Here is a 22,656-nt window from a genome sequence, read left to right on the forward strand (position 1 = left end):
CCTACAACGTGCCGAGAACGTCCTTCTGCCAGCTGCGCTGGAACGCGTACCGTGCCGCTTCCACCTCGTGCCGCTGGTCCGCGTGGAGCACCCCGAGCGCGTACGCCGTGGCCGGGGCGATGCGCGGGGTGCGGGCGGCGTGCGCCGCGGCCGCCGATGCCTCGGACGCGTCCCGGTGCCGGTCGAGGGTCTCGCCGGCGGCGAGCAGACGGAGGTCGGGGGGCGGGGCGGGGAAGGCGGTACTGCGGGCGGTGGCGATGGCGATGGCGGGAGCGGTGGGCTCCGCGGCCGTCGCGGTTTCCCCGGTTCGGGTGGCCTCGGCGGCTCGGTGCAGCACCTCGCGGGCGTACCGGTGCAGGCGCAGCAGCAGGCGGACCTGGTGCCAGGGGGCGTCCTGCGGATGCGGAGCCGGGTCCGGGGACAGCCCGTGGACCAGCGCCTCCGCGTTGTAGGGGCTGCCCGCGGTGAGCAGGGGCAGCGCCGCGACGGCGTCGACGAGCCGTTCCCGCGCGGCCTCGGCCAGCGGGCGCAGGTCGGCGGTGCCGGCGGCCGGCGTCAGCGGAACCTCGCTGGCCAGCACGGCGACCTTGTCGGCGACGGCGTGGAACCGGGAGGAGCCGAGGGCCTGGAGCGCCGTGGAGTGCGCCCGGGTCCGGGCCAGGGTGAGCTGCCGGTCCAGCAGGGCACCGGCCTTGGCGGCACCCACCGTGAGGCTGCCGCGCTCGGGGGCGGCGGTGGTGGTGGTCCCGGTCCCGGCTGTGGCGGCGGGGGAGGCGGAGCCGGGGGCGCCCCTGGTGGCGACGGTGGCCGGGACGGAGGACCGGGCGGGCCCGCCGGGCCCGCAGGGTCCGTCCGTCGAACCGGTCCCGGCCGGTCCCTGGGCCGGGAGCGCCGCCGTGCCGGACAGCCGGTGCAGTGCCTGGAGCAACCGCTCCAGGCGTGCCGAGCAGGCGTGTTCCAGTGCCAGGGTGCCGGAGACCCAGGCCAGCTCCGGGCGCATCGCCTCGGACCAGCCGGGGTCCAGGACCGCCTGGAAGGTGTGCAGGCTGCCGCTGATCCGGCGGGCCGAACGGCGCAGCGCGAGCGCCGCTTCGGCGGAACCCTCCGAGGCCGCCGCGCCCACCCCCGCCTCCCGGTGGAGACGCAGCGCGCGCAGGAACTCGGTGGCCTGGGCCCGCAGATAGCCCGCCAGGGCCTCCGCGGACACCGGACCGGCCGTCGGGCCGACTGTCGGACCGGCCGTCGGGCCGGTGGTGAGTCCGGTTGTCAGTCCGGCCCTGGGGTCCGTCGGGTCAAGGTGTTGCTGTGCCACGCCGGCGCCTCCGGGCGTCTATGAGCATCTCCTGAATGTGTCGCAGGGGCCGGCCGTCCGCGTCCGTCGCGTGCCGTGTCCACTCGCCGTCCGGGCCGAGGTGCCAGGACGTGGTGGTGTCGGACATGCCGGACTCCAGCAGCCGGTTCAAGGACGCCCGGTGGGCGGGGTCGGTGACCCTGACCAGCGCCTCGATACGGCGGTCCAGGTTGCGGTGCATCATGTCCGCGCTGCCGAACCACACCTCGGGCTCGCCGCCGTTGCCGAAGGAGAAGATGCGGGAGTGTTCGAGGAAGCGGCCGAGGACGGAACGGACCCGGATGTTCTCCGACAGCCCTTCGACGCCCGGCCGGATCGCGCAGATGCCGCGCACCCACACGTCCACCGGCACCCCCGCCTGCGAGGCCCGGTACAGGGCGTCGATGATCGCCTCGTCCACCATCGAGTTGACCTTGATGCGGACGTACGCGGGGCGTCCGGCGCGGTGGTGCTGGGCCTCCTTGTCGATCCGGGAGATCAGCCCGTCGCGCAGGGACTTGGGGGCGACCAGCAGCCGCCGGTACGTCTCGCGGCGGGAGTAGCCGGAGAGGCGGTTGAACAGGTCCGAGAGGTCCGCGCCGACCTGCGGGTCGGCGGTGAGCAGGCCGAGGTCCTCGTAGAGCCGGGCCGTCTTCGGGTGGTAGTTGCCGGTGCCGACGTGGCTGTACCGCCGGAGCGTCTCGCCCTCCTGGCGGACCACCAGGGACAGTTTGCAGTGGGTCTTCAGACCGACCAGACCGTAGACGACGTGGCAGCCGGCCTCCTCCAGCTTGCGCGCCCACTTGATGTTGGCGGACTCGTCGAAGCGGGCCTTGAGCTCGACCAGGACGAGGACCTGCTTGCCGGACTCGGCCGCGTCGATGAGCGCGTCGACGATCGGGGAGTCGCCGGAGGTCCGGTACAGGGTCTGCTTGATCGCCAGGACGTCCGGGTCGGCCGCCGCCTGCTCCAGGAAGGCCTGCACGGACGTGGAGAACGAGTCGTACGGGTGGTGCAGCAGCACGTCCCGGCTGCGGAGCGCGGCGAAGACGTCCGGCGCGGACGCCGACTCGACCTCGGCGAGATCGCGGTGCGTGCCGGCGATGAACGCCCGGTACTTCAGCTCCGGCCGGTCGAGCCCGTGGATGCGGAAGAGACCGGTGAGGTCGAGCGGTCCCGGCAGCGGGTACACCTCGGCCTCGCTGATCTTCAGTTCGCGCACCAGGAGGTCCAGGACGTCGCGGTCGATGGACTCCTCGACCTCGAGCCGCACCGGCGGCCCGAAACGGCGCCGCATGAGCTCCTTCTCCAGGGCGATGAGGAGGTTCTCGGTGTCGTCCTCCTCGACCTCCAGGTCCTCGTTGCGGGTGAGCCGGAAGGCGTGGTGCTGGAGCACCTCCATGCCCGGGAACAGCTCCTCCAGGTGGGCGGCGATGACGTCCTCGACGGGGACGTAACGGCCCGGGGAGCTCTCCAGGAAGCGGGACAGCAGCGGCGGCACCTTGACCCGGGCGAAGTGCCGGTGACCGGTGACCGGGTTGCGCACGATCACGGCCAGGTTCAGTGACAGGCCCGATATGTACGGGAAGGGGTGCGCCGGGTCGACCGCCAGGGGGGTCAGCACGGGGAAGATCTGGTGCCGGAAGAGGGTGAACAGGCGGGCCTGCTCCTTCTCCGCCAGCTCGCTCCAGCGGACCAGGTGGATGCCCGCCTCCGCCAGCCCGGGGAGGACGTCCTCGTGGAAGCAGGCGGCGTGCCGTGCCATCAGCTCACGCGAACGGGACCAGATCATCTCCAGCACCTCGCGCGGCTGGAGGCCGGACGCGGAGCGGGTGGCGACACCGGTGGCGATACGGCGCTTGAGACCGGCCACCCGGACCATGAAGAACTCGTCCAGGTTGCTGGCGAAGATCGCGAGGAAGTTGGCCCGCTCGAGGAGGGGGGTGCTCGGGTCCTCGGCGAGCTCCAGAACGCGCTCGTTGAAGGCGAGCCAGCTGCGCTCCCGGTCGAGGAACCTGCCCTGGGGGAGCGGTTCGCCGCCCGTGTCCGACTCCTCGTAGACGTCCAGGTCCGAGTCGATGTCCGGTTCCAGATCGGAGACCGTCCCGGCCACGGTGTGCGGCCGGTGGGCGGCGATCGAGCCCACGGAGGGCTGCGCGTGTTGTACCTGACCCTCGGCTTGTACCTGACCCTTGACGCTGGCGCCAATTTTGGCGTTCGACTGGCTCATGGATCCATTGTTCCGCGCCACAGGCCTTATGGGCGCGCCGGACAGCGAGGACGGGAGGGATCGTGCCCCTGGGACGGCCCCGTTCCCCCTGGGGGACGGGGGCGGCTCTGGCGCGACGGGATGCATTCGCCGAGCGTCGCAAGACTGTCTGAATCCCCGGTTACGGAGACATGACGTGCGGGCTATCGGGGCGCGGACCGCCGGGGCCGGGGCGGGCGCGCGGAGACCGGGCCCCGGCGCGCGCAGCGGGCGCCCGCCCGCCGGTGGGGTGCAGCTCCGGCCGGGTGTCCCTGGACCGACCGTATGTGCTGGGTCGCCCGCATGCGCTGAGTGGGGGGAGGTGGGAGGAGGGATCGGAGCGGGGGAGGGGGCGGCGGGGGTTCGGGCGGGGCGAGGGCTCGGGCGGGTCGCGAAAGACGGCTGCGGCGGTGTGAACCGATCCGCGGGGCTCGTCCGATGAGGGGACGTGAGCGAAACGAGAAGCGATGGTGAGCTGCTGCGTGCCGTTGCCGAGGACGCCGACCGGCGTGCCTTCGAGGAGCTGTACCGGCGCTACGCCCCGTGGCTGACCGCCCGGATGCGCAGCCGGTGCGCCGACGCGGGGATCGTCGACGACGTCGTGCAGGAGACGTTCCTCGCGGTGTGGCGGGGGACGGCCCGGTACCGGGAGGACGCGGCGGCTGCGGCGGGCGCCGCCGGCACGTCGGAGGGGGCGCGTGGGGCGCGTGGGGACGCCGCCGGGTGGCTGTGGCGGATCGCCTCGCGCCGGCTGATCGACGCGCTGCGCGGTGCCGGGGCACGCGGCCGGCTGCGGCAGACGCTGGCCCGGCTGCGGCACCGGAACGAGGTCTCGGCGGAGGAACGCGTGCTCGCGGGGGTGGAGCACGGGGACCTGGCCGGTGCTCTGGTCCGGCTGTCGCCGGAACTGCGCGCGGTGCTCCAGGCCACCGTCGTCGACGGGTTGACCACCCGTGAGGCGGCCGTGCTGCTCGGCATACCGCCGGGGACGGTCAAGACGCGGGCGATGCGGGCCCGCAAGCAACTGCGGGAGGCGCTGGCATGACGTACGACTCGACGGACGGCGCGAACGGTGGTTCCGGGGGGACAGGGGGCGGCTCGCGCTGGCATGTGCCGGCGGAGGACCTGCGGGCGTACGCGCGGGGTGAACTGGCGGCGCCGATGCTGTGGTCCGCCGACACCCACCTCACCGCCTGCGCGCACTGCCGGGGCGTCCTCGCCGAGGCCACGGACCCCGTCGTGCTCGACGCGGGCTGGGAACGGCTCGACGCCGAGCTGGACGCGCCCCGGCCGGGCTTCCTGGAGTCCCTGCTGCTGCGCCTCGGCGTCGCCGATCACACCGTGCGTCTCCTCGCGGCCACGCCGGTACTGCGCCGCTCCTGGCTGGGCGCGGTCGCCGCCGTGCTGCTGCTGACCGTGGCCGCGGCCCATTCCGGCGCGGCCACCGGTTCGCCCACCCTCTTCCTCGCCCTCGCGCCGATGCTGCCGCTCCTCGGGGTCGCGCTGTCGTACGGGCCCGGGCTGGACCCGACGTACGAGATGGCGGTCGTCGCCCCGATGCACGGGTTCCGGCTGCTGATGATCCGTACGGTGGCGGTGCTCGGCGCGGTGCTCGGCCTCAACGGCCTGGCCACGCTGGCCCTGCCCTGGTACGGCGCGGCAGCGCTGGCGTGGCTGCTGCCCGCCCTCGCGCTCAGTGCCACCGGCCTCGCCCTGGCGGCCCGCCTGGGCCCGGTGCCGGCGGCGTCCCTCGTCGGCGGCGGCTGGGTCGCGCTGCTGCTCGTCGCGCGGGCGGGCCGGGAGGCCGTGACCGACCCGCTCGCCCCGTTCACCGCGGCCGGGCAGGGAGTGTCGGCGCTGGTCGCCGTACTCGCGGCCGGGCTGCTCTTCCTGTTCCGCGACCGTTTCGACCTCAACCGGGTGAGGAGCGCAGGCGGTGGCGGCGGCAGCACGGCCTGAGGACCGCTTCCGCCGTCCCGCTTCACCGGCTGCGTCGCCCTGTTCTCTCTCTTTCCCCTTCCTTCCCTTCCTTCCCTTCCTTCCCTTCTGCTTCTTCCACGACCCGTACGGGAGTTCTGCATGATCCCGACCGTTTCCGCCTCCGGGCTGAGTCTCCACTTCGGTGGCACCCGGGCCCTCGACGACGTGTCGCTGCGGCTGTCCACCGGTGTCACCGGCCTGCTCGGGCCCAACGGCGCGGGCAAGACCACCCTGTTGAGGGTGCTCGCCACCGCCGTACCGGCCGACCGGGGCGTGTTCACGGTGCTCGGCCACGACCCCGGCACCTCGCGCGGCCGTCAGGAGGTCCGGCGCCGGCTCGGCTATCTGCCGCAGGTGCCCGGTTTCCACCCCGGCTTCACCGCCTTCGAGTTCGTCGACTACGTGGCGATCCTCAAGGAGCTCACCGACCGCACCGCCCGGCACCGTGAGGTGCGGCGCGTACTGGACGAGGTCGGGCTCACCGACGTACGCGGAAAGCGGCTGCGGAAGCTGTCCGGCGGGATGCGCCAGCGGACCGCCCTCGCCGCTGCCCTGGTCGGCGACCCCGCCTTCCTCGTCCTCGACGAGCCGACCGTCGGCCTGGACCCCGAACAGCGCATGCGGTTCCGCGAGCTGATCGCCCACGCCGGTGAGGGGCGGACCGTGCTCCTGTCCACCCACCAGACCGAGGACGTGGCGATGCTCTGCAACCGGGTGGTGGTCATGGCCGCCGGTACCGTCCACTTCGACGGCACTCCCGCCGAACTGACCGCCCGGGCCGGCGGACGGGTGTGGAGCAGTGCCGAACGCGACCCCGGCGCGAAGGCGGGATGGCGCACCGGCCTCGGCACCTACCGCAACGTGGGCGATCCGCCCGACGGCGCCGACCTCCTCGAACCCACCCTGGAGGACGGCTACCTGCTCACCCTCGACGGCATCGACGGCATCGACGGCATCGACGGCACCGGTGGCGTCGGCAGTGTCGGCGCGGAGGTGGCGGCATGACCACGACGACCACCGCGACCGTGGCCCCGCCCGCGGAGACCGCGCCGGCCGGACCGCGCGCGTCCTGGGCGGCCGTGCTCGCCCTCGCCGGCTTCGAGACCCGCAGACTGCTGACGCGCCTGCCGGTCCTCCTCGCCTTCGCCGTGTACATCGGCTGGACCGTGTGGCGTACGCGCACCTCCTACGAGGGCTTCCCCGCCCTTCAGGACGCCGACCGCGCTACCCAGGCCGCCCCCCTGCTCGTGGGACTCGCGGTGCTGCTCTCCGCCAACCAGGCCATGCTGCGTTCGCGTCGGTACGACACCGAGCGGCACTTCGCCGTGCTGGTGCTGCCGCCGTGGCGCCGTACCGTCGCACATCTGCTGTCCCTCGTACCGGCGGTGCTGCTCGTCGCGGTGTGCGTGACAGGGCAGTTCGGCTGGGAGGCGCTCAAGCCCGGTGCGGTCGGGAACGGTTCGCCCGGCGAACTCCTCGTCGGGCCGCTGTCCGTGCTGCTGCTCGGGGCCCTCGGGGTGCTGTTCGCCCGGCTGTCCGACTCCGCCTTCGTGGCGCCGCTGCTGCTCGTCGTGCTGCTCTTCTTCTCCCTGTTCGCCGCGGCGCCCCAGGACGGCGGCGCGACCCGGTGGCTGATGCCGGTGGTCGACGAGTACAGCACCAGGACCCTGCCGTCCGAACTGCTGGGCCGTCCGGCCGCCTGGCACGCCCTGTACCTCGCCGGGCTCGCGCTGAGCGTGGCGCTGGCGGCGGTGCTGGTCTCCGGCGAGGGCGCCGGTGCCCGCTCCGGTTCCGGTTCCGGCGTGGGGCGGGTCCTCCGGGGCCGGTTCGTCGGCAACCGGGGTGTTCCTGCCGGGCTCGCCGGGGCGGTCGCGCTGACGCTGCTGGGCGCGGTGATGCAGGCCGGCGACGTGCCGGCACAGACGGAGAAGGCCCGTACGCGGTACTCGACCGCCCCGCAGGACCTGCAGAAGTGCGTCGAACGGGACGGCACGACGTACTGCGCCTTCCCGGAGTGGACCCCGCGCACCGACGACTGGGCCGAGGTCGTGGACCGGGTGCGCTCCCTCGCGGGCGACGCCGTGCAGGACCGGCCGCTGGTCGTACGGCAGCGGGTCGAGGCCCGGTACGGACCGACCGGCGACGCGGCGATGGCCCCGCTCACCGACCCGAACCAGGTGAGCGTCGGTACGACGTGGGGCGGCAACCGCGTTCCCGAGTTCGCCGTCGCCGTGGCCGGTGTGCTGGTCACCGGGAAGGAGGCGGAGGCGGGTCCCCTGTGCGACGGCCGGCTCGTCACCGTGATGTGGCTGGCGCTGGCCGGCGGATCCGACCCGATGTCCGACCTGAGCAACATCCGCCTCGACGACAGCACGTCCGGCTCGGCGGTCGTCATCTCGGAGACGGAGCCGCTGTCCATGACCGCGGCGCACACCGAACTCGTCCGCGAACTGCTGGACCGGCCGCGGGAGGAGATCGGCGCGAAGGTCACGGCGAACTGGGCCGAGCTGACGGCCCCGAAGGTGACGACGGACCGGACCGCGCGACTGCTGGGTCTGGACGCGCCGGAGGAGGCGGACGAGTGCCTGGAGTGAGCGGGGACGTGAACAGGGCTCCGGGGGTGTCGCGCGCGCTGCTGCGGCCGGTCGTACGGACGCTGCCGTGGCGGGCGCTCGGAGTGGCGGGCGGCCTCGGGCTGCTGTTCGCCGCCGGGCCCCGGCTGATGGGGGAGGACACGACCGGCCGGCCGGCGCTGAACGCGCTGCGGCTGTCCGCCGTCGTCTTCGCGCTCGGCGCGGCCTTCCTGCTGGACGACTCGGCCCGGCACACCACCGCCGTCGTACCGACCCGGCGTGCCGTGCGGCACACCCTGCGCCTCGCCCTCGTCGTGCCGGTCGCGGCCCTGTGGTGGACGGCCGCACTGCTGCTGGTCCCGGCGGACGTACGGCCCCCGGCCGGCGGCGTCACCCTCGAAGCGGCGGCGACCCTCGCCCTCGCCCTGGCCGGAGCGGCGTTCGCCGTCCGCCGGTCGGACGGCACGCGGCCGGGCCAGGCCGTCGCGGGCGCCCTGTTCGCGACGGCGGTGCTGGCGTCCCTGCTGTGGCCGGAGCGCTGGGCACTGTTCGTGGCACCGGACGACGAGAGGTGGGCGGCGGCCCACGACCGGTGGGCGGTCCTGCTGTGCGCGGCCCTGGCGGTGTGGGCGGTGTGCGGGGCGGAACCGGTACGGAGGCGGATCGGCGGAGGTCTCGGGTTCCGCTCCTGAGATCCGCGGGGGCGGGACCGGGCCCGGGGCGGAGGACGTGGCTCCGGGCCCGGGCCCGGGCGCGCGGGCCGACCGGGCTTCAGGTCTCAGGTCTCAGGTCTCGGAGCGGTACATCAGGTCCGTCTCGTGGGTGAGGAAGCCCAGCCGCTCGTAGACGGCCACCGCCGCCTTGTTGTCGGCGTCGACGTACAGCATGGCGGTCGGCAGTCCCTGCCCCGCCAGATGCCGCAGCCCGATCGTCGTGAGGGACTTGCCGAGCCCGCCGCCCTGGGCCTGCGGGCTCACCCCGAGGACGTACACCTCGCCGAGGTTCTCCGCCCGGTGCACCTTGGTCCAGTGGAAGCCGACGAGGCGGCCGTCCCGTTCGGCGAGGAAGAAGCCCTTCGGGTCGAACCAGGGCTCGGCCTTGCGGTCGTCGAGGTCGCGCTGGGTGAGGGAGCCCTGCTCGGGGTGGTGGGCGAACGCGGCGGCGTTCAGCGCGAGCCAGGCGGCGTCGTCCCGGCCGGGGACGAAGGAGCGTACGGTCACGCCGTCGGGGAGCACCGGGTCGGGCAGGGCCAGGTCTGCCAACGGCCGCCGCATCTGCCGCAGTTCGCGGAAGAGGGTGAGGCCGAGGACCTGGGCGAGGTGCCGGGCGGCGGAGTGGCCGCCGTGCGCCCACACCCGCATCCGCTTGCCGGAGGCGGCGAGCAGCGCGGACCCGAGCGCCCGCCCGTGCCCCTGTCCCCGGTGCGAAGGGTGCACGACCAGTTCGGCGGTCGGGGGCTCGATCGGGTCGGTGTCCTCCAACTGGGCGTAGCCGACGAGTTCACCGGCGTCGGTGCTGTCCCCTTCGCCCGTGAGGGAGAGCAGCAGGTGCGAGACACCCGCCCGCTCCCCGCCGCGCAACTGCAACCGCCCCTGCTCGGACACCGCCTGCTGTCCGTCGGTCCCGGCGGCCTCGTCGAGCAGGGCGAGCACCGCCTCGACCTGCTCCGGGGAGAGCGCGGCGTACGTCTGGAGCGAGCGGGTGCGGCCGGAGCGTGCGATGTCGTCGCTGGTCATGCGTACGAGGGTAAGCCGAGCCCGCCGAAAACGGACGGGACACGGAGAACGCCGTGACGGCCGATCGGGCCCGGCAGCCATCGGCGGCGGGAAAGATAACCAGGATGTAACCACGAAACCCCTGTCGCGCTACGCGCGTTGACCTTAGGCTTCCGGGCGGTCGGCGCGCCTCACCCGGATCCCCCTCGGACCCCCGTGGACTGGTCCCGGCCGACCCCGACGCAGCTCGAAGCATCTCGAAGCACGCACACTCACCGGACCCACGCAGACCCACTGGGGGGCACATGCCAGCCACACCCGCATCGCCGGCCTCGTCGGTACAGCGCCGCAGACGCCGTACGAACCGTCTTCTCGCGACCGCGGCCGGTGTGCTCACCGTCGGCGCGCTGACCGCGGCCGCCCTGCCCGCCGGTGCGGCGAGCGCCGGTGAGGGCAAGGGCGGCACGTCGCACGGCCACCACAAGGGCCACGACGGCGGCAAGGGCGGCAAGGGCCGCTACCAGGACGTGCAGTTGCTGTCCTTCAACGACCTGCACGGCAACCTCGAACCCCCGACGGGATCCTCGGGCCGGGTCACCCATCTCCACGAGGACGGGACGACGGAGAACATCGACGCCGGTGGTGTGGAGTACCTCGCCACGCACCTGCGCGAGGCCCGCAAGGGCAACCGCTACTCCGTCACCGCGGCCGGCGGCGACATGGTCGGCGCGTCCCCGCTGATCTCGGGCCTGTTCCACGACGAGCCCACCATCGAGGCGCTGAACAAGCTCGACCTGGACGTCACGTCCGTCGGCAACCACGAGTTCGACGAGGGCGCGCAGGAGCTGGCCCGGCTGCAGAACGGCGGCTGCCACCCCGCCGACGGCTGCTACACGGACAAGAAGTTCAAGGGCGCCGACTTCCCGTACCTGGCGGCCAACGTCCTGGACGAGAAGACCGGGAAGCCCGTCCTGAAGCCGTACTGGGTGTGGAAGCGGAACGGCGTCGAGGTCGGCTTCATCGGCGTGACGCTGGAGGGCACCCCGGACATCGTCTCGGCCGAGGGCGTCAAGGGCCTGTCCTTCAAGGACGAGGTCGAGACGATCAACAAGTACGCCAGGGAGCTCCAGCGCCAGGGCGTGAAGTCGGTCGTCGCCCTGGTCCACGAGGGCGGCTTCCCGGCCTCGTCCTCCTACAACTACGACTGCGACTCCCCGGGCGCGGGCGACGGCGTCTCCGGCCCGATCGCGGACATCGCCAAGAACGTGTCGCCCCAGGTGGACGCGCTGGTCACCGGCCACACCCACGCGGCGTACGTCTGCACGATCCCGGACCCGGCGGGCAACCCCCGCATGGTCACCTCGGCCGCCTCCTTCGGCCGCCTCTACACGGACACCACACTGACGTACGACCGCCGCACGGGGGACATCGCCCGTACGGCCGTGAAGTCGGCGAACCACGTGGTGACGCGGGACGTCCCCAGGGCGCCGGACATGACCCGGCTGATCGGCAAGTGGAACACCCTCGCCGCCCCCATCGGCAACCGCGCCATCGGTCACATCTCCGGTGACATCGCCAAGGACGGCACCGAGTCCCCGCTCGGCGACCTGATCGCCGACGCCCAGCTGGAGTACGGCAGGACGCTGGACCCGGAGACCGACCTGGCCCTGATGAACCCGGGCGGCATCCGCGCGTCCCTCACCCACGCGGCGAGCGCCGCCGAGGGCGACGGCGTGGTCACCTACGCCGAGGGCTTCACCGTCCAGCCCTTCGCCAACACGGTCAACCTCCAGGACTTCACCGGCGCCCAGCTGATCCAGGTCCTCAAGGAGCAGGTGAGCGGTCCGAACGAGGCCTCGATGAAGATCCTCCAGATCTCCTCCGGCCTGACCTACACCCTGGACCTGACGAAGACGGGCGCGGACCGGGTGGTCACGGACTCCATCAGGCTGAACGGCGAGCCGATCGACGAGACCGCCACCTACCGCGTGGCCACGAACAGCTTCCTCGCGGGCGGCGGCGACGGCTTCACCACCCTCGGCGAGGGCACGGGCGACCTGGTCGGCGAGGACGACCTGACGGCCCTGGAGCAGTACCTGACGGCCAACTCCTCGGCCTCGGAACCGCTCGCCCCGCCGGCGGCGGACCGCATCACGATCGTGCAGTAGCCGACGGACGTCCTCGGGGAGGGGCCCGGCACACCCGGCAGGCCGTGCGAGGCCTACGGGTACCGGGCCCCTTTTGGGATGTCGGCATGACCGGGTGGGACGACGCCCACCCCGGCCGAAGCCCCCGCGGACGATGACACCGCATCTCCCGTCGGCACCGACGGGAAGCGAGCGGGGACGGGCGGCCGCGTGCCGATCCCGCGCGCACGCCCGGCGCGGACCCGTCACGCCGAGGCGGCGTCCCCCGCCCCGGACCACACGACCGCCTGCGCGACGATCACCCGGTCGCCGTCGAACGTGACCGACGGCCCTTCGTGGAGGTGGTAGCCCATCGCCAGGGCCTCGCTCACACGATGACAGAACGCCACATCATCAGGACCGGTCAGTACGCGGTACGCAGGCAGCCCATCCGGTGGTGTTTTCATGATCCAAGCGTGTCATACGCGCCCTCGGTGTCAGAGGGCCACGAGGTCGATGACGTTGACGACGACGTGGCGGTTGGACACGACGTACGTGACGAAGCCGCCCCGGAAGGCCGCCGACCAGCTGTTGTCGCGGTTGCTGAGCGCCGGCGGACCGAACGGGTTGAGAGTGAGCAGTTTCTCGAGGATCTCGAGCGACGTTCGCTGGGAGTCCGGTAAAGCGGTCTTTCGCTCCGCCGCACGGTCCACGTAGCGGATGAGGTAGGCGCTCACCGACGCCCGCCCGCGTCGACGGACCGGCCGTCCGCGTCATAGGCGTGGCCCTCCGCGTCGCGGAACACGAGGCCTTCGGTGTCGTCCTCCGTCATGCGTTTGACGGTGTGCTCCACGGCGTCGAGATACCCGGGTGTGGCGCAGGCGCAGGCGAAGGGGAACCACTTGTCGGTCGCGGCGTCGAGCGCCGGCCGGTCGAAGTCGGCGGCAGCGCTCAGCCACTCCTGCTCGAAGGCCCGCAGCCAGTCCGGGCGCCGTTGCAGGGCCGATCGGATCGCCTCCGGTGTTCTTTCGCAGGAGTTCGGATCCACTTCGTGGGCCATGGTCGGCTCCTCCTCTGCGGCCTTGTGCGACATGGGGGCCGGAGGTCCACGGTAGAGCGCGCGGGGTGCCGGACGGAGCCGGTCGGACGTGTCACCCGCCACCCCCCACCCTGACGTGTCCTCCCCGGCCGACCGCGACACGCAGTACGTCCTCCAGGGACTCCGTCGCCCTGGTGAGCGCGAACCCGGAGACGTGGGAGGGCCAGTTGAGGCACATCGAAGCGGTCGCGCAGTGGCCCAGCATCGTCATTCACGTACTGCCGTTCTCCGCGGGGATCCAGCACCTCATGGGGAAGGGATCGCTGACCCTGCTGTGGCAGAAGGACGGAGCTCCGTGGCCTACACGGAAGGCGGCAGCAGCGGTGTACTGATGGATGATCCGGAAGGCGTACTGCACCACCGCTTGTCCTACGATCGGCTGCGGGATCTGGCGCTGGCCCCGTCGGACTCGCTGACGTTCATCCGGGACGTACTGGAGGAGCACAGACCATGAAGCAGGCTCCTGACCTCAGCAAAGCCGCCTGGCGAAAGTCGAGTTACAGCGACGGGGGAGCCAACAACTGCGTCGAGGTCGCCGACGGCTGCGCCGGCCTCGCCCCGGTCCGCGACAGCAAGGTGCGGGACGGCGGGGTGCTGGTCTTCGGCTCGGTCGCGTGGGCGCTGTTCCTGACGGGGATCAGGAACGAATCGAATCCTTGGTGAGGTGCCGCCCCTCCCCTCCGGCTACGGAACCCTCGGCTACGGCACCTCCGGCTACGGCACCCCGGGCGGCGGGGTCGGTGCCCCCGGGAGGCGGACCGTGGCCGTCGTGCCCCCGGCGCCGTCCTCCGCGCGGGTCAGGGTGACCGTGCCGCCCGCCTGCTGGACCGTGCGGGCCACGATCGACAGGCCGAGGCCCGAACCGGGGAGCGCGCGGGCGGTCGGGGAGCGCCAGAAGCGGTCGAAGACATAGGGGAGTTCGTCGGCGGCGATGCCGGGCCCGTGGTCGCGGACGGTGAGGACGCCGTCGGCGAGGCGGACCTCGATCGTGCCGCCCTCCGGGCTGAACTTCACCGCGTTGTCCAGGATGTTGACCACGGCCCGCTCCAGCGCGGAGGGCTCCGCGCGGACGTACCACGGTCGGACGTCCGCCGTGATGGTCAGCTCCGGGCCGCGCAGCCGGGCGCGGCGCAGCGCCGACTCCACGACGTCCTGCCAGGCGACGATCTGCGCAGGGTCGGCGTGCTGGCCGGTGTCCGGGCGGGACAGTTCCTGCAGGTCGCCGATGAGTGACGCCAGTTCGGTCATCTGCGCCTTCACCGAGGCGAGGAGGGCCTTGCGGTCGTCGGGAGGGATCGGGCGGCCGATCTCCTCGCTGCGGGTGAGGAGTTCGATGTTGGTCCGCAGGGAGGTGAGCGGGGTGCGCAGCTCGTGGCCGGCGTCCGCGATGAGCTGCTGCTGCAGGTCGCGGGAGCTGGCCAGGGCGGACGTCATGGAGTTGAAGGAGCGGGAGAGGCGGGCGACCTCGTCCTCGGCGTCGTCCTCGACGGGGATGCGGATGTCCAGGTCCTCCGTACGGGCCACGTGTTCCACGGCCTCGGTGAGCTTGTCGACGGGGCGCAGGCCCGCACGGGCGACCGCGAGGCCGGCGGCGGCCGCGCCCAGTACTCCGACGCCGGAGACGAGGAGCAGGATCAGGGCGAGGTCGTTGAGCGTCGACCGGGTGCTGTCGAGAGGGACGGCGGCGACGTAGGCGTAGCCATTGGCCACGCCCTGGCCCAGGGGCACCTTGACGGTGACCGCGGTGGTCAGCACGCGTACCTCGTCGCCGTCGCTGTCGAGGCCGTTGCGGAACCGCGCGGAGCGGGGGTCAGGGTTCTTCGCCACGTCCTTGTCGCCGCCGGTGACCTTGACCGCGGCCGAGGCGAAGGGCAGCAGGCACACGGTGCCGTCCGTGCTCACCAACTGGCCGTAGCTCCCGCTCTGCGGGCCGATGGAGTCCGTCTGCGAAGGCGTCCGGCCACAGGTGTCGACGACTCTGTCGAGCTGGTTCTCGTCCAGCGCGACGACCGAGGACCGCAGGTCGTCGTCGAGCTCCGCGTACAGCTTCCCCTGCACGATGAACCAGCACGTCACCGACACCGCCGCCACCGCGAACGCCACCGCCGCCGCCACCAGCAGCGACAGCCGTGCCCGGATCGGGAGCGAGCGGTACCTGCGGACCAGCCTGTTCACTCAGCGCCGCCCTGCCGCAGGGCATAGCCGACGCCCCTCACCGTGTGCACCAGACGCGGTTCGCCCCCGGCCTCGGTCTTGCGGCGCAGGTACATGACGTACACGTCGAGGGAGTTCGACGACGGCTCGAAGTCGAAGCCCCAGACCGCCTTCAGGATCTGCTCCCGGGTGAGGACCTGGCGCGGGTGCGCCATGAACATCTCCAGCAGCGTGAACTCCGTACGGGTCAGCTCCACCTGGCGGGCGCCCCGCGTCACCTCGCGGGTCGACAGGTCCATGCGCAGGTCGGCGAAGGTGAGGACGTCGCTGTGGTCGGTGGCACCGGCCACGGCGGCCGCGTACGAGCTGCGGCGCAGCAGCGCGCGGATACGGGCGAACAGCTCGTCCAGCTCGAACGGCTTGACCAGGTAGTCGTCCGCCCCGGCGTCCAGTCCCGTCACCCGGTCGCCGACCGTGTCCCGGGCGGTCAGCATCAGGATGGGCGTGGTGTCGCCGGTGGCCCGGATGCGGCGGGCGGCGGTCAGGCCGTCCATCCGGGGCATCTGGATGTCGAGGACGATCAGGTCGGGCCGGTACGCCGCAGCCTTCTCCAGGGCGTCCGCGCCGTCGACGGCGACCTCGGTGCCGTATCCCTCGAAGGCGAGGCTGCGCCGGAGCGCTTCGCGCACCGCCGGCTCGTCGTCGACGATCAGGATGCGCTGGGGGTCACGGTCGCCTTCTGCGGGGCTCATGGGCTCGGGTTCCTCTGTCTGCACGGGGCGGGGGCGCGGGGGCAGGGCTTGGAGCTTGCGGGCTTCAGCCTCTCAAGCTCTCAGGCTCGCACGATCCCCCGGGGCGCGGACGGCCCCGGTCGGCTGCCGGTCGGCCGCGGGTCAGCCGCGCACGGTACGGCGGTGGCCGCCGCGACCGGGGCCGGGCCTCCGGTGGGGCGGGGGCGGGGCGACTTCCGGGGCCCGCCGGGCCGGCGCGTGCAGCTCGACCGCGACCTCCAGCGCGAGGGCGAGCCCGGCGGGATCGGTACCGGCGTCGGGCACGTGGTGGGTGACCTGCGGCATCTGCTGGGTCATGGCGGACTCCTCGGGTGGGCGCCGCGTCGTCGCGTCAGTTCATGGAGCCGGCCCGCAGCGTCGAGAGGTCCGACTTGACCGTGTTGACCGGGATGGCGAAGCCCAGGCCCACGCTGCCGGCGTCGGCCGAGGAGGAGCCACTGCCGCTCGACGAGTACATCGCGGAGTTGATGCCGATGATGTCGCCGTTCATGTCGATCAGCGCGCCGCCGGAGTTGCCGGGGTTCAGGGACGCGTCGGTCTGGATCGCCTTGTACGTCGTCGTCGACCCGCCGGTGTCGCCGTTGAACTCCTGGCCGTCGAACTCGAACGGCCAGCCGCCGGGCTGCCCCTGCTGCTGTTGCTGCCCCTGGCTCTCGTCCGTGGAGACGGTCACGTCACGGTCGAGCGCCGAGACGATGCCGCTGGTGACGGTGCCGGTCAGGCCCTCGGGGGAGCCGATCGCCACGACCTCGTCGCCGACCTGCACCTTGTCCGAGTCGCCGAGGGTGGCCGTCGGCAGGCCCGAGGCGTCCCGCAGCTTGATCAGTGCGAGGTCCTTCGAGCTCTCCGTGCCGACGACGTCCGCGGTGTACGTCTTCCCGTCGCTGGTCCGCACCTCGACGGAGGAGGCACCGGCGACGACGTGGTTGTTGGTGATGATCTCGCCGTCGTCCGTGATGATCACGCCGGATCCGGTGGACGATCCCGCGCTGGACTCGGCGTTGATCTCGACGATGCTCGGGCTGACCGTCTTGGCGACGCCGGCCACCGTGCCCTTCTGGCCGGCCGGCACCACGCTGGTGCCGGCCGAGCCGGCGGACGCGACGGTGTTGCCGCCGGTCAGCTCCTGGACGCCGTACGCGGTGCCGCCGCCCACGGCCGCCGCCACGATCGCCACGGCGGCGAGCAGCGAGACCGGGCCCCGGTTCCGCTTCCGGCGGGGGCGGGGAGCGGCCGGCTCGGACGCGTGGACCGAACCGGCGTGGACCGAACCGGCGTGGGCCGGGCCCGCGGGGTCCGTCGGGTGCCCGTCGGCGATCGGGTGCGTTGCCGTCATCGGGTCCGCCACCGGTCTCGGGCGCGTTGCCGTCATCGGGTCCGTCGGGTCCGTCGAGTGCGCGGCGGTGGCCTGCTGCCCCGGTGCGTACGCCGGCGGGGCCGGCCACTCCGGGTTCACCGGGGAGGAGCAGGGCTGGTGGCCGCCCGTCCGGGGGCTCTCGTACTCGCTGCTGCGGCGGTGGCTCTCGGTCATGTCGACGAGCCTGACGCCCGACGATGAGAGCACCCTGAGTGCTCGCTGAGAAGTCCGACAGAACCTCGTATGCCCGGTATAAAGACGGCGGGCCGCCCCATGGCATGGAGAGAGCGGGGCCGCCGGAGGTCCGGTGTTACCCGCAGCCGCAGGAGCGGCGGATCACCAGTTCGGACGGGAAGATCTTCAGCCGCTCGCGCTGCGAGCCGGCCACCCGCAGCCCGTCGTCGAGGACGAGGTCGACCGCCGCGCGCGCCATCGCCGGGCGGTCGGAGGCGACCGTCGTCATCGGCGGGTCGGCGAGCGCCGCCTCCTTGATGTCGTCGAACCCGACGACCGCCAGCTCACCGGGCACGTCGATGCGCAGCTCGCGCGCCGCGCGCAGCACGCCGATGGCCTGGTCGTCGGTGGAGCAGAAGATCGCGGGCGGGCGGTCCGGCCCGGAGAGGATGTCGAGCCCGACGCGATAGGCGTCGTAGCGGTTGTACGGGGCCTCGAAAAGGCGGCCCTCGGTCGGGACGCCCGCGTCCTCCATGGCCCGCCGCCAGCCCTCGACGTGGTCGGAGACGGGGTCGCCCACCGCGGGGGTCTCCGCGGTGCCGCCGACGCAGGCGACGTACGCGTTGCCGTGTTCCAGCAGGTGGCGGACGGCGAGCTGGGCGCCGCCGAGGTCGTCGGTGACGACGGCGACGTCGTCGATGGCCTCGGGGCGCTCGTGCAGCAGGACTATCCGGGCGTCCCAGGCGTCTATCTCCGCGGCGGCGAGGTCGTTCAGCGCGTGGCTGACCAGGATCAGCCCGGAGACGCGCATGCCGAGGAATGCCCGCAGATAGTGGACCTCGCGCTCGGCCACGTAGTCGGAGTTCCCGACCAGCACCATTTTTCCGCGCTCGGACGCGGCCTGTTCGACCGCGTGCGCCATCTCCCCGAAGAAGGGCTGGCGCGCGTCCGGCACGATCAGGCCTATGAGATCCGTCCGCCGCGACGCCATGGCCTGGGCGACCCGGTCCGGCCGGTATCCCAGCTGTTTGATCGCGGCGAGTACGCGTTCGCGCGTGGCCGGGGCGACCGGCCTCGGTCCGTTGTTGATGACATAGCTGACGACGGCGGTGGAAGTACCCGCCAGCCGAGCCACGTCATCCCTAGTCACCTTGGCCACGCGCGGAGTCTACGCGGATATAACCGGTCGGGGCAGGGCGTGAACGACCTTGTGAACAGCACGGGAACGGCTCGCGTGTGCGGGCGCGGCGCTCGTGCGGATGCCGTTCACGCCTGGCTCGGGGCCTCGGCGGTGTCCAGGGCGGCCGTCTCGTCCGCATCCGCCGCCTTTTGGCGGTCGGACCCGGCCTGCTGGCGGTCGGCCTTCGCCTTGGCCTCCTCGGTGGCCCGCTCGCCCTTCTCCGGCGTAACGAATCGGTAACCCACGTTCCGCACGGTGCCGATCAGCGACTCGTGCTCGGGGCCGAGCTTGGCGCGCAGGCGCCGCACGTGGACGTCGACCGTTCGGGTGCCGCCGAAGTAGTCGTAGCCCCAGACCTCCTGCAGCAGCTGGGCGCGGGTGAAGACGCGGCCGGGGTGCTGGGCGAGGTACTTCAGGAGCTCGAACTCCTTGAACGTGAGATCGAGGACGCGGCCCTTGAGCTTGGCGCTGTAGGTCGCCTCGTCGACGGACAGGTCGCCGTTGCGGATCTCCATGGGGGAGTCGTCGCTGACGATCTGCTGCCGGCCCATGGCGAGCCGCAGCCGGGCCTCCACCTCCGCCGGTCCCGCGGTGTCGAGGAGGACGTCGTCGATGCCCCAGTCCGCGGTGACGGCGGCGAGGCCGCCCTCGGTCACCACGAGGACGAGGGGGCAGCCGGGGCCGGTGGACCGCAGCAGCTGGCACAGGTTGCGGACCTGCGGGAGGTCGCGCCGGCCGTCGACGAGGATGACGTCGGCGCCGGGGGTGTCGACCAGGGCGGGGCCTTCGGCGGGGGCCACGCGCACATGGTGGAGCAGCAGGCCGAGGGCGGGAAGTACCTCCGCCGACGGCTGGAGGGCGTTGGTCAGCAGGAGCAGTGAACTCATCGCACCCCTCCTTCGAGACCGTCGAGGACGCGGTCCTGGCCCCGGGGCTCGGGTCGCGGTGCTGCCCACGACCGGGTCGTCATTCGTACGTGCACGGTTCGCTCGCCCATAACGTCTGGTTCCTCCTCGGTCCCTGCGAGGACGTTTACGGCACTGCTTCGTGCGTTTCGACGGCCCGTACACCGGCGGTTTCCCGCGTCGTATACAACGCTTCCGAAAGCACAAAAGGACCCGGGGGCTTCGCTGCCCGAGTCCTCTTCCCAGGAGAATAGCCGACATGAGCACCGGTCCGTCAGGTCATGTGGCACGTTCCACCAATGGTCCGCATTTCAAGACACGTGGTGTGACGCGTGAAGTTACACAGGACGGTACGTCTTTTCGGGCGTTTTTGCGCACGGTGGACGGCGTGCGGATCGATTCCGTATACAACCCGGCTGCGGCCGAAAAGGTGATCGGGAAGGACATCCCACGGCCCCCTTCCCGTGACCTCGTGTTCGTGATCGCGCACGGGTTCACGGGGGGCGTGGACCGGCCGCATGTACGGCGGGTTGCGCGGGCGTTCGCACGGCACGGAGCCGTGGTGGCCTTCTCCTTCCGCGGGCACGGTGCCTCGGGCGGACGGTCCACGCTCGGGGACCGCGAGGTGCTGGATCTGGCGGCTGCGGTGGCGTGGGCACGGGAACTGGGGCACACGCGCGTGGCGACCGTCGGGTTCTCGATGGGCGGCTCGGTGGTGCTGCGGCACGCTGCGCTGGGCGGGGAGGGGGACAGCCCGCCTTCCGCCGGTGCCGGTGCCGGTGCCGGTGTCGATGTCGGCGCCGGTGTCGGCGCCGGTGGTCCCGATGCCGTGGTGTCGGTGAGCGGTCCGGCCCGGTGGTTCTACCGGGGGACGGCTCCGATGCGGCGGGTGCACTGGCTGGCGACCCGGCCGTCGGGCCGGCTCGTGGGGCGCTACGGGCTGCGGACCCGGATCCATCACCGGGACTGGGACCCCGTACCGCTGTCCCCGGTCGAGGCGGTGCCGAGGATCGCGCCGACGCCGTTGCTGGTCGTGCACGGCGACCGCGACCACTACTTCCCGCTCGACCACCCGCGCATGCTGGCGGCCGCCGCGGGCGAGCACGGGGAGCTGTGGGTGGAGCCGGGCATGGGACACGCGGAGAACGCGGCCCCCGACGGACTGCTGCACCGGATAGGGGACTGGGCCGTGGCCCGGGCGGGCTAGCCTGACCGTGTCCACTGTCAAACATTGAGGAACCAGCAGATGGCAAAGGTCACGGTGCGGTACTGGGCCGCAGCCAAGGCCGCGGCCGGGACGGCCGAGGAGTCGTACGAGGCGGTCACGCTCGCCGACGCGCTCGACGCGGTGCGCGAGAGGCACCCCGGCGAACTCACGCGTGTCCTGCGGCGATGCTCGTTCCTCGTCGACAGTGATCCCGTGGGCACCCGCGCACATGAGACGGTACGGCTGGCCGACGGCGGCACGGTCGAGGTGCTCCCGCCGTTCGCAGGAGGGTGAGCGATGACCAACCAGCCGTATCAGGGCTACGACGGGTACGACGGACGCCGCGAGGGCCACGACCCCTATGGCACGCCCCCGCCCCAGCACCAGAACCAGCGGCCTGAAGAGCAGGCGCAGGGGCCGTCGCAGGCGTGGCCCGGAGGACAGCAGGCGTACGACGATCCGCACGCCGCCCAGCAGTACACGCAGCAGTGGCAGGGACAGACCTGGGAGACGCAGATGCAGCCCCCGGTCCCGCCGGCGGCCGCGGAGGAGACGTCGTACCTGCCCCAGCACACCGGACACACCGGACAGGCTCCGCAGCCCCCGGCGGCCCCGCAGACCCCTCCGGGACATGCCGGGTACGCGGGTCGGGGTGACGGCGGCGCGCTCGGCGGGCCCGCGGTGTACGCGGGGTACGGGGTGGCCTCCACCTACGGGGCACCGATCCCCGATACCCATGCCCATGCCGGCGCAGGCGCCCCTGCCGGGGCCGTGCACCCGCCGGCCTCCGCAGCCTCCGCCCCGCCCGCCGCGGCCTCGGCCCCCGTGACCCCCGCCCCCGAGGCTCCGGACGGTCCCGGGTACGGGCCCGCCACCCTCGCCGGGAACACCCGGGTCACGGACGCGCAGCGTGCCCGCGCGGAGGGGCGTTCGCCGATCATCGAGCCCGGCATGCAGCCGGCGGCGCTCACCGCGCTGCTGGGGCTGCTGCTCGCCGGCGGGGCGGCGCTGGGCACGTACGCCCTGCTCGTGCCGCTGGTGGCCCTCCAGGGGCTCACCGCGGCCGGCTGGTTCCGGCTGAACGGCATGTGGCCCGCACGGCAGGGCATCGCGCTGGGCTTCCTCGGAGCGCTGGTCGCGGACGTGGCACTGCTCGCGTCCGACCGGTCGCCGTCGGCCATTCTCGGCACGCTCGGTGTGTGGGTACTGCTGTCGCTGGTGCTCCAGCTCCGGTCGCACGCCGATCCCGACGAGCGGATGTACGGCCTGACGGCGACGGTCGCCGCGGCCGCGCTGGCGATCGTGGCGAGCGGCTACCTGGCGGCCGGCGCCGACGCGGTGACGGTCGGCGGGATCGCGGTGGCGGCGGCAGTCGTGGCGCGGGCGCTGCCGTTGCCCACGCCGGCGTCCGTGGTGGCCGCGCTGCTCGTGGCGGCCGGTGCGGGTGCGCTGGCCGGCGGGATGACGGAGTTCGGTGCCTCGGGCGCGCTGATCGGCGCGGGCGCGGCGGTCTGCGCCCTGATCGGCCACCGCGCCGCGAGCTACGACTACCCGTCCCGGTTCGTCCACTTCACGGCCGGAGTGGCCCTGCCCCTGGCCGCGGCGGCACCGGCGGTGTACGTCCTGGGCCGCGTCGCCGGCTGACGTCCCGGCCGCCTCCCGCGGTCCCGTGTCCCGCGGCCCCGTGTTCCGTGCTCCCGCGTTCCGCCTCTCCCCGCCGACAGTTGTCGGCGGGGAGAGGCGCGTTCCGGGTGCCTGTCACAGCTGATCAACAATCCCGGGGTTCTCCTTGCCGTGCGGGTTACTCTCGCGCAGGA

Annotated in this window: 25 protein-coding genes; 12 read left to right on the forward strand and 13 right to left on the reverse strand. The window is 72.8% G+C overall.

Annotated elements, in window-relative coordinates; genetic code table 11:
- Window position 1: 1 nt before the first annotated feature.
- Complete coding sequence (locus tag ACIF80_RS09010) at window positions 2-1,312, reverse strand: CHAD domain-containing protein (RefSeq protein ID WP_399801334.1); 1,311 nt, start codon at window positions 1,310-1,312, stop codon at window positions 2-4.
- Complete coding sequence (locus tag ACIF80_RS09015; protein WP_399801337.1) at window positions 1,293-3,686, reverse strand: RNA degradosome polyphosphate kinase; 2,394 nt, start codon at window positions 3,684-3,686, stop codon at window positions 1,293-1,295. The genes ACIF80_RS09010 and ACIF80_RS09015 overlap by 20 nt, the downstream gene beginning before the upstream one ends.
- 340 nt (window positions 3,687-4,026) lie before the next feature.
- Here ACIF80_RS09015 and ACIF80_RS09020 point away from each other — a divergent pair, with 340 nt between their 5' ends.
- From ACIF80_RS09020 to ACIF80_RS09040, 5 genes are all read left to right on the forward strand, one after another.
- Window positions 4,027-4,623 carry an RNA polymerase sigma factor gene (locus ACIF80_RS09020; RefSeq protein ID WP_399801339.1) on the forward strand — a complete coding sequence of 199 codons (597 nt, stop codon included), beginning with the start codon at window positions 4,027-4,029 and terminating at the stop codon, window positions 4,621-4,623.
- A complete protein-coding gene (locus ACIF80_RS09025) occupies window positions 4,620-5,537 on the forward strand; it encodes a zf-HC2 domain-containing protein (protein ID WP_399801342.1) in 918 nt (305 codons plus the stop codon). Before ACIF80_RS09020 ends, ACIF80_RS09025 begins: the two co-directional genes overlap by 4 nt.
- Before the next feature lie 120 nt (window positions 5,538-5,657).
- Window positions 5,658-6,563, forward strand: coding sequence for an ABC transporter ATP-binding protein (locus tag ACIF80_RS09030; protein ID WP_399801345.1), 906 nt, complete (start codon window positions 5,658-5,660; stop codon window positions 6,561-6,563).
- Window positions 6,560-8,152: an ABC transporter permease gene (locus ACIF80_RS09035; protein WP_399801348.1), complete on the forward strand. Its 1,593-nt coding sequence runs from the start codon at window positions 6,560-6,562 to the stop codon at window positions 8,150-8,152. Before ACIF80_RS09030 ends, ACIF80_RS09035 begins: the two co-directional genes overlap by 4 nt.
- Before the next feature lie 8 nt (window positions 8,153-8,160).
- Complete coding sequence (locus tag ACIF80_RS09040; protein WP_399801352.1) at window positions 8,161-8,823, forward strand: ABC transporter; 663 nt, start codon at window positions 8,161-8,163, stop codon at window positions 8,821-8,823.
- Between the two features lie 93 nt (window positions 8,824-8,916).
- Here ACIF80_RS09040 and mshD read toward each other — a convergent pair whose 3' ends face one another.
- Window positions 8,917-9,867: a mycothiol synthase gene (gene mshD, locus ACIF80_RS09045; protein WP_399801355.1), complete on the reverse strand. Its 951-nt coding sequence runs from the start codon at window positions 9,865-9,867 to the stop codon at window positions 8,917-8,919.
- A gap of 284 nt (window positions 9,868-10,151) precedes the next feature.
- On the opposite strand from mshD, the gene ACIF80_RS09050 reads away from it, so the two are divergent.
- A complete protein-coding gene (locus ACIF80_RS09050; RefSeq protein ID WP_399801357.1) occupies window positions 10,152-12,014 on the forward strand; it encodes a bifunctional metallophosphatase/5'-nucleotidase in 1,863 nt (620 codons plus the stop codon).
- A 224-nt stretch (window positions 12,015-12,238) separates the two neighbouring features.
- On the opposite strand, the gene ACIF80_RS09055 is transcribed toward ACIF80_RS09050, so the two are convergent.
- The 4 genes from ACIF80_RS09055 to ACIF80_RS09070 all read right to left on the reverse strand — a co-directional run bounded on the left by ACIF80_RS09055 (window position 12,239) and on the right by ACIF80_RS09070 (window position 13,282).
- Window positions 12,239-12,439: a DUF1737 domain-containing protein gene (locus ACIF80_RS09055; protein ID WP_399801360.1), complete on the reverse strand. Its 201-nt coding sequence runs from the start codon at window positions 12,437-12,439 to the stop codon at window positions 12,239-12,241.
- 30 nt (window positions 12,440-12,469) lie between these two features.
- Window positions 12,470-12,709: a hypothetical protein gene (locus tag ACIF80_RS09060; RefSeq protein WP_399801363.1), complete on the reverse strand. Its 240-nt coding sequence runs from the start codon at window positions 12,707-12,709 to the stop codon at window positions 12,470-12,472.
- A complete protein-coding gene (locus ACIF80_RS09065) occupies window positions 12,706-13,032 on the reverse strand; it encodes a hypothetical protein (RefSeq protein ID WP_399801364.1) in 327 nt (108 codons plus the stop codon). Before ACIF80_RS09065 ends, ACIF80_RS09060 begins: the two co-directional genes overlap by 4 nt.
- A 91-nt stretch (window positions 13,033-13,123) precedes the next feature.
- Window positions 13,124-13,282, reverse strand: a complete 159-nt coding sequence (locus tag ACIF80_RS09070) for a hypothetical protein (RefSeq protein WP_399802665.1) — start codon at window positions 13,280-13,282, stop codon at window positions 13,124-13,126.
- Between ACIF80_RS09070 and ACIF80_RS09075 the strand changes: the two genes are divergently transcribed.
- From ACIF80_RS09075 to ACIF80_RS09085, 3 genes are read left to right on the forward strand one after another with little or no spacing between them, the layout of a single operon-like run.
- Window positions 13,206-13,403 (forward strand): Scr1 family TA system antitoxin-like transcriptional regulator, encoded by a 198-nt coding sequence (locus tag ACIF80_RS09075; RefSeq protein ID WP_399801367.1) that lies wholly within the window; start codon window positions 13,206-13,208, stop codon window positions 13,401-13,403. The two genes, ACIF80_RS09070 and ACIF80_RS09075, sit on opposite strands and share 77 nt — an antisense overlap.
- A complete protein-coding gene (locus ACIF80_RS09080; protein ID WP_399801370.1) occupies window positions 13,367-13,525 on the forward strand; it encodes a Scr1 family TA system antitoxin-like transcriptional regulator in 159 nt (52 codons plus the stop codon). Before ACIF80_RS09075 ends, ACIF80_RS09080 begins: the two co-directional genes overlap by 37 nt.
- Complete coding sequence (locus tag ACIF80_RS09085) at window positions 13,522-13,734, forward strand: DUF397 domain-containing protein (RefSeq protein ID WP_399801374.1); 213 nt, start codon at window positions 13,522-13,524, stop codon at window positions 13,732-13,734. The genes ACIF80_RS09080 and ACIF80_RS09085 overlap by 4 nt, the downstream gene beginning before the upstream one ends.
- 51 nt (window positions 13,735-13,785) lie before the next feature.
- On the opposite strand, the gene ACIF80_RS09090 is transcribed toward ACIF80_RS09085, so the two are convergent.
- From ACIF80_RS09090 to ACIF80_RS09115, 6 genes are all read right to left on the reverse strand, one after another.
- Entirely contained in the window at window positions 13,786-15,246 is a 1,461-nt protein-coding gene (locus ACIF80_RS09090; protein ID WP_399801377.1) for a sensor histidine kinase, read from the reverse strand.
- Window positions 15,243-15,977, reverse strand: a complete 735-nt coding sequence (locus tag ACIF80_RS09095; RefSeq protein ID WP_399801380.1) for a response regulator transcription factor — start codon at window positions 15,975-15,977, stop codon at window positions 15,243-15,245. Before ACIF80_RS09095 ends, ACIF80_RS09090 begins: the two co-directional genes overlap by 4 nt.
- A 141-nt stretch (window positions 15,978-16,118) precedes the next feature.
- Window positions 16,119-16,313, reverse strand: coding sequence for a hypothetical protein (locus tag ACIF80_RS09100; protein WP_399801383.1), 195 nt, complete (start codon window positions 16,311-16,313; stop codon window positions 16,119-16,121).
- A gap of 34 nt (window positions 16,314-16,347) precedes the next feature.
- The gene (locus ACIF80_RS09105) at window positions 16,348-17,547 is read right to left on the reverse strand and encodes a trypsin-like peptidase domain-containing protein (RefSeq protein ID WP_399801386.1); all 1,200 of its coding nucleotides are present in this window, start codon (window positions 17,545-17,547) and stop codon (window positions 16,348-16,350) included.
- A gap of 136 nt (window positions 17,548-17,683) precedes the next feature.
- Window positions 17,684-18,706, reverse strand: coding sequence for a LacI family DNA-binding transcriptional regulator (locus tag ACIF80_RS09110; RefSeq protein WP_399801389.1), 1,023 nt, complete (start codon window positions 18,704-18,706; stop codon window positions 17,684-17,686).
- A 107-nt stretch (window positions 18,707-18,813) separates the two neighbouring features.
- On the reverse strand, window positions 18,814-19,614 hold the full coding sequence (locus tag ACIF80_RS09115) for a winged-helix domain-containing protein (protein ID WP_399801392.1): 801 nt from the start codon (window positions 19,612-19,614) through the stop codon (window positions 18,814-18,816).
- A 277-nt stretch (window positions 19,615-19,891) separates the two neighbouring features.
- Between ACIF80_RS09115 and ACIF80_RS09120 the strand changes: the two genes are divergently transcribed.
- The 3 genes from ACIF80_RS09120 to ACIF80_RS09130 are packed head-to-tail and all read left to right on the forward strand — an operon-like array spanning window position 19,892 to window position 22,483.
- A complete protein-coding gene (locus tag ACIF80_RS09120) occupies window positions 19,892-20,839 on the forward strand; it encodes an alpha/beta hydrolase (RefSeq protein ID WP_399801395.1) in 948 nt (315 codons plus the stop codon).
- Between the two features lie 39 nt (window positions 20,840-20,878).
- Complete coding sequence (locus ACIF80_RS09125; RefSeq protein WP_055597800.1) at window positions 20,879-21,133, forward strand: MoaD/ThiS family protein; 255 nt, start codon at window positions 20,879-20,881, stop codon at window positions 21,131-21,133.
- A 3-nt stretch (window positions 21,134-21,136) separates the two neighbouring features.
- Window positions 21,137-22,483 (forward strand): hypothetical protein, encoded by a 1,347-nt coding sequence (locus tag ACIF80_RS09130; protein WP_399801400.1) that lies wholly within the window; start codon window positions 21,137-21,139, stop codon window positions 22,481-22,483.
- Window positions 22,484-22,656: the final 173 nt, after the last annotated feature.

Origin of the sequence: Streptomyces sp. NPDC085927 (assembly GCF_044540975.1) — a bacterium.
In the GTDB taxonomy this organism is placed as follows: Bacteria; Actinomycetota; Actinomycetes; order Streptomycetales; family Streptomycetaceae; genus Streptomyces; species Streptomyces hirsutus.

Excerpts from the sequence above, each read along its gene's own strand:
- ACIF80_RS09015 (WP_399801337.1), bottom strand. The coding sequence starts at position 3,686 with ATGCATCCCGTCGCGCCAGAGCCGCCCCCGTCCCCCAGGGGGAACGGG.
- ACIF80_RS09025 (WP_399801342.1), top strand. The coding sequence starts at position 4,620 with ATGACGTACGACTCGACGGACGGCGCGAACGGTGGTTCCGGGGGGACA.
- ACIF80_RS09030 (WP_399801345.1), top strand. The coding sequence starts at position 5,658 with ATGATCCCGACCGTTTCCGCCTCCGGGCTGAGTCTCCACTTCGGTGGC.
- ACIF80_RS09035 (WP_399801348.1), top strand. The coding sequence starts at position 6,560 with ATGACCACGACGACCACCGCGACCGTGGCCCCGCCCGCGGAGACCGCG.
- mshD (WP_399801355.1), bottom strand. The coding sequence starts at position 9,867 with ATGACCAGCGACGACATCGCACGCTCCGGCCGCACCCGCTCGCTCCAG.
- ACIF80_RS09050 (WP_399801357.1), top strand. The coding sequence starts at position 10,152 with ATGCCAGCCACACCCGCATCGCCGGCCTCGTCGGTACAGCGCCGCAGA.
- ACIF80_RS09055 (WP_399801360.1), bottom strand. The coding sequence starts at position 12,439 with ATGAAAACACCACCGGATGGGCTGCCTGCGTACCGCGTACTGACCGGT.
- ACIF80_RS09065 (WP_399801364.1), bottom strand. The coding sequence starts at position 13,032 with ATGGCCCACGAAGTGGATCCGAACTCCTGCGAAAGAACACCGGAGGCG.
- ACIF80_RS09070 (WP_399802665.1), bottom strand. The coding sequence starts at position 13,282 with ATGACGATGCTGGGCCACTGCGCGACCGCTTCGATGTGCCTCAACTGG.
- ACIF80_RS09085 (WP_399801374.1), top strand. The coding sequence starts at position 13,522 with ATGAAGCAGGCTCCTGACCTCAGCAAAGCCGCCTGGCGAAAGTCGAGT.
- ACIF80_RS09095 (WP_399801380.1), bottom strand. The coding sequence starts at position 15,977 with ATGAGCCCCGCAGAAGGCGACCGTGACCCCCAGCGCATCCTGATCGTC.
- ACIF80_RS09100 (WP_399801383.1), bottom strand. The coding sequence starts at position 16,313 with ATGACCCAGCAGATGCCGCAGGTCACCCACCACGTGCCCGACGCCGGT.
- ACIF80_RS09105 (WP_399801386.1), bottom strand. The coding sequence starts at position 17,547 with ATGACCGAGAGCCACCGCCGCAGCAGCGAGTACGAGAGCCCCCGGACG.
- ACIF80_RS09115 (WP_399801392.1), bottom strand. The coding sequence starts at position 19,614 with ATGAGTTCACTGCTCCTGCTGACCAACGCCCTCCAGCCGTCGGCGGAG.
- ACIF80_RS09120 (WP_399801395.1), top strand. The coding sequence starts at position 19,892 with ATGAGCACCGGTCCGTCAGGTCATGTGGCACGTTCCACCAATGGTCCG.
- ACIF80_RS09125 (WP_055597800.1), top strand. The coding sequence starts at position 20,879 with ATGGCAAAGGTCACGGTGCGGTACTGGGCCGCAGCCAAGGCCGCGGCC.
- ACIF80_RS09130 (WP_399801400.1), top strand. The coding sequence starts at position 21,137 with ATGACCAACCAGCCGTATCAGGGCTACGACGGGTACGACGGACGCCGC.